The organism is Kitasatospora sp. NPDC059571, from assembly GCF_042735675.1.
Taxonomy (GTDB): Bacteria; Actinomycetota; Actinomycetes; order Streptomycetales; family Streptomycetaceae; genus Kitasatospora.
The window spans coordinates 1-4060 of the sequence record NZ_JBHWBW010000090.1; the positions used below are offsets into that span (position 1 = coordinate 1).

Here is a 4060-nt window from a genome sequence, read left to right on the forward strand (position 1 = left end):
GGGCGGCGGGCCGGGGCCCTTCGGTCAGCCGGTCCGGCCGGCTCAGGTGATGTCGTCCATCTGCTCGCGGCGGGCGGCCGGCACGGGCGCCGGCGCCTCCGGGGCCGCGGACGCCTCGACGGCCTCCCCGGCCGCCACGCCCTCGACCGACAGGTCCAGGTGCGAGGCCTCCTCGTCGTCGAGGTCGGCGTCCGGGTTGTTGCGGGCCCGGCGGCGGTCGTTGACCAGCGCGATGGCGACCGCGACGAAGTACAGCGCCCAGATCGGCGCGGCCAGCGCCAGCATCGACAGCGGGTCGGCACTCGGCGTCGCGAACGCGGCGAAGACCGTGATGCCCATGACCATGCCGCGCCACCAGCCCAGCAGCCGCTTGCCGGTGAGGACCCCGACGAAGTTCAGCATCACCAGCAGCAGCGGCAGCTCGAAGGCGCCGCCGAAGACCAGCACCATCCGGGTCACCACGTCGAGGTAGTCCTCGGCGGGCATGATCGGCACGGCCTCGGTCGGCGCGAACGAGATCAGCATCCGCGCCGTGGCGGGCAGCACCAGGTAGGCGAGGGCCGCACCGGCCAGGAACAGCGGGATGCCCGCGGCCAGGAAGCTCACCGAGTACTTGCGCTCGTGCTTGTGCAGGCCGGGCGCCACGAACGCCCAGAGCTGGTACAGCCAGACCGGGGTGGCGGCGACCACACCGGCCGTGAGGCTGACCTTCAGCGCCAGGGTGAACGGGGTGAGCAGGCCGATCGTCGAGATGACGCCGCACTTCTGCCCGTCGGTGGTCAGCCCGTTGGTGCCGCACTTGGGCAGTGGGTTGAGCAGGAGGTCGGTGAGCTGCTTGTGGTAGACGGCCGCCACGGCCGTGAACACCACGATGGCCAGGACCGACTTGACCACCCGGTTGCGCAGCTCGCGCAGGTGGTCGGCGAGGGCCATCCGGCCCTCGGGGTCCTTCGTCGGCTTCGACGCCTTCGGCGCCTTGGAAGACTTGCTCAACCCCGGTCCTCAACTCGTACGACGGAGCCCGCCGGACGGCGGGCCCCCGTGGTGCCGGTCACGGCGTCAGCCCCGCGGGGCGGTGCCGGGATCGCGGGCGACCGGGCGGGCGGGGCCCGGAGCACCGGGCGCCGCCTTGATCGTCCTGGGTGCCGGCTCCGTCGGGGACGGCGCCGACGCGGCGGTGGCGGAGTCCGAGCGCAGCGCCTTCGCCTCGCTGCGCAGGACGCGCAGCGCCCGGCCCAGTGAGCGGGCCGCGTCCGGCAGGCGCTTGCCGCCGAAGAGCAGCACCGCGAAGACCGCGATCAGCAGGACCGCCGTCGGCGAGATGCGCATGGCGCGACCACCTTCCTCACCGGGGGTCCGCCCCCCGCTGGGGGCGATGCTAACCGCTGCCGGTAACGGCCCGGCAACCGCCCGTACCTTGCGCGCCCCGGCCGCACCGCGGGGCCTGCCACGAGGGTACCCGGCCGGGTCAGCGACCGGTGAGCTGCCCGGCCGCCGCGCCCAGCGCCCGGGACGCGGCGTCGACCTCGCGGGCCAGCGTCCGGACGTCCGCCCAGAGCCGGACGGCCAGCACCCCGAGCACCAGGAGCCCGGCGGTGGCCGCCAGCACGGCGGCGATGAGGATCCACTGCATGGCCCGACCCTATCCGTCCCGGCCCGCTCAGCCCTCGACCGGCAGCAGGCGCATGGTCTTCACGCCCGCCTCGGTCATCGCGTGGACGATCCTCTCGCCCGCGGGCTTGCGCACCGAGGCCCCGCACTCGGGGCAGACGAAGCCGTAGAAGGTCCGCTTCGGGGTGGGGCCGAGCGCCAGCCGGAAGTCCTCGGCGGGCAGCTCGACCTTCTCCCGGCACTGCGAGCAGTAGACCTGGAATCTGGTGCCGTAGGCCACGTGCTCAGGCCTGCCCGTCCGGGTAGCCGGCGAGGGCGGCGCGGGCCGCCTCGCGGGCCTGCTCGGCGAGGGCGGGCGGCGAGACGATGCGGCCGTCGCGGCCGAGCCGCAGGGCGAGCGGGCGCAGCCCCGACGGGTCGGCGCTGCGCAGGGTGATCCGCAGACCGCCGTCGGGGAGCTCCTCGGCCTTGTCGTGGGTGTAGTACTCGGCCACCCAGCGGCCGCCCGGGCCGACCTCGACGACCACCTCCGGGTCGTCCGCGGCGGGGCTGACCAGGCCGGCCGACAGGTCGCGCGGCTCCAGCCGCGGCGGGTCGGCGGGCTCGTCGAGCACCGCGATCTCGGCGACCCGGTCGAGCCGGAACATCCGGCGGTCCTCGGAGGTCCGGCACCAGCCCTCGAGGTAGGTGTGGCCCTCGGTGACCAGGCGGATCGGGTCCACCTCGCGCTCGGTCATGCCGCCGCGGCCGTGCGACCAGTAGCGCAGCCAGAGCCTGCGGCCCTCGGTGAGCGCGCGGTCGATGTCGGCGAAGACCTGGCCCTCGGCCTCGAAGGTGACCCCGACCCGGGCGCTGGACTCGGCGCTCTCGCCGGCCGCGTCCTCGATCTTGGTGACCGCGCGGGTGAGCGCCTCCCGGTCGCGGCGGCGCAGGCCGGGCAGGCCGGCCACCGCGCGGGCGGCGACCAGCAGCGCGGTCGCCTCGTCGGCGGCCAGGCGCAGCGGCTGGGCGACGTCGTCGACGTTGTGCCACCAGATCCGCTCGCCGTCGGTGTCGATGTCGAGCAGGTCGCCGCCGCGGAAGCTGGTGCCGCACATCGGCAGCACGTTGAGGTCGCCGATCAGCTCGCGCTCGGAGATGCCGAAGGCCCGGGCGACCTCGGCCACCTCGGCGCCGGGGCGCTCGCGCAGGTAGGTGACCAGCGACAGCATCCGCCGGGTCTGGTCGATCGCGTTGCTCATGCGCCCACCTCGCTGCGCCCGGCAGTCGCTTCGCAACCTGCGCGCCTACTCATGATTCGCTCGCTCCGCTCGCTCATGCCCGGGTCTCCCCCACTCCTGCGACGGCGCGCAGCCGGTCGATGACGTCGGCCCGAAGGTCGTCCGGTCCGAGGACGACCACGTCGGGCCCGAACTCCGCGAGGTCGGCGCCGAGGCCGTTGCCGTACGGGATCTCCACCTCGTCCCACTGCTCGTCGGCCTGGCGGGTGGCCAGCGCCTTGGCGCGCAGCGGGAAGGCGGCGCCGCGGCGCAGCCGGACGGTGGCGGTGGCGGTGGCGCCCTCGCCGGCGAACCGGGCGACCGTGGCGCGGACGTCGACGTGCTCGGGCACCGCGCCGGTGAAGCCGCCGGAGCGGGAGCGGACCTTGCCGGTGATCCGGCTGAGCCGGAAGACCCGGGCGCTATGCCGGTCGCGGTCGAAGCCGGCCCGGTACCAGTGGCCGCGCCAGCACTCCAGCGCCCACGGTTCGACGGAGCGCTGCTCGGCCGCGGCGGCGCCGGCCTTGCGGTACTCGAAGGTGACCGGGCGGCGGTCCCGGGCGGCGACCAGCAGCGGCTCGAAGGCGGCCTCGCGGGCCGGGATGCGGGGCTGGAGGGCGGTGTGCTCGGTGTCCTCGGCGAACGGGACGCCGGCCGCGCGGAGCTTCTGCAGGGCGCCGCTGGCGGCGCCGGACATCTTGGCCTGCTGCCAGACCCGGGCGGCCAGGGTGAGCGCGGCCGCCTCCTCGGCGTCCAGGGCGATCTCCGGCAGCCGGTTGCGGTCGCGGCGGGCGAGGTAGCCGACCTCGCCGTCCAGGGCGTTCTCGTCGACGTCGATGACCAGGCCGAGTTCGCGCAGGTCGTCCTTGTCGCGCTCGAACATCCGGTTGAACGCGTCCTCGCTGCCCTGCTGCCAGGCCTCGCGGTAGGCCTCGACCGACTCCCGCAGCTCCTTCTTGGAGAGCGGACGCCGGGTGTTCATCAGGCACAGGGCGAGGTTCATCAGCCGCTCTGCCTTGGCGATCGCCATCGCTGACCCTCCTGGGAATCGTGTGACCCGCCGACCGTACCGGTCCGGACACGCTCGGCGAAAGCCGAGCCCCCCGCCCCGAAACGTGCCCGGGGGGGGGGGGGGGGCCCGAGGGGTTGGCCGCCTGAGACCCCGAGCAGGTGCACCACGAAGATAAAGG

6 protein-coding genes are annotated in these 4060 nt (G+C 74.8%); all 6 read right to left on the reverse strand.

All coding sequences use genetic code 11. The features are described 5' to 3' along the window. Positions 1–42: 42 nt before the first annotated feature. A complete protein-coding gene (gene tatC, locus ACFV0G_RS13385) occupies positions 43–933 on the reverse strand; it encodes a twin-arginine translocase subunit TatC (protein WP_380546085.1) in 891 nt (296 codons plus the stop codon). Positions 934–1059: 126 nt separating this feature from the next. After that, a complete protein-coding gene (locus ACFV0G_RS13390; protein WP_380546043.1) occupies positions 1060–1329 on the reverse strand; it encodes a twin-arginine translocase TatA/TatE family subunit in 270 nt (89 codons plus the stop codon). A gap of 139 nt (positions 1330–1468) precedes the next feature. Beyond that, positions 1469–1633 carry a hypothetical protein gene (locus ACFV0G_RS13395; RefSeq protein WP_380546045.1) on the reverse strand — a complete coding sequence of 55 codons (165 nt, stop codon included), beginning with the start codon at positions 1631–1633 and terminating at the stop codon, positions 1469–1471. A 27-nt stretch (positions 1634–1660) separates the two neighbouring features. Then, complete coding sequence (locus ACFV0G_RS13400; protein WP_380546047.1) at positions 1661–1891, reverse strand: hypothetical protein; 231 nt, start codon at positions 1889–1891, stop codon at positions 1661–1663. A gap of 4 nt (positions 1892–1895) precedes the next feature. Further along, positions 1896–2852 carry a helix-turn-helix transcriptional regulator gene (locus ACFV0G_RS13405; RefSeq protein WP_380546049.1) on the reverse strand — a complete coding sequence of 319 codons (957 nt, stop codon included), beginning with the start codon at positions 2850–2852 and terminating at the stop codon, positions 1896–1898. 73 nt (positions 2853–2925) lie between these two features. Then, positions 2926–3900, reverse strand: coding sequence for a helix-turn-helix transcriptional regulator (locus ACFV0G_RS13410; protein ID WP_380546051.1), 975 nt, complete (start codon positions 3898–3900; stop codon positions 2926–2928). Positions 3901–4060 lie beyond the last annotated feature (160 nt).

What these genes read in the sequence shown, in the direction of transcription:
- tatC (WP_380546085.1), bottom strand. Translation starts at nt 933, where the DNA reads ATGGCCCTCGCCGACCACCTGCGCGAGCTGCGCAACCGGGTGGTCAAG.
- ACFV0G_RS13390 (WP_380546043.1), bottom strand. Translation starts at nt 1,329, where the DNA reads ATGCGCATCTCGCCGACGGCGGTCCTGCTGATCGCGGTCTTCGCGGTG.
- ACFV0G_RS13395 (WP_380546045.1), bottom strand. Translation starts at nt 1,633, where the DNA reads ATGCAGTGGATCCTCATCGCCGCCGTGCTGGCGGCCACCGCCGGGCTC.
- ACFV0G_RS13405 (WP_380546049.1), bottom strand. Translation starts at nt 2,852, where the DNA reads ATGAGCAACGCGATCGACCAGACCCGGCGGATGCTGTCGCTGGTCACC.
- ACFV0G_RS13410 (WP_380546051.1), bottom strand. Translation starts at nt 3,900, where the DNA reads ATGGCGATCGCCAAGGCAGAGCGGCTGATGAACCTCGCCCTGTGCCTG.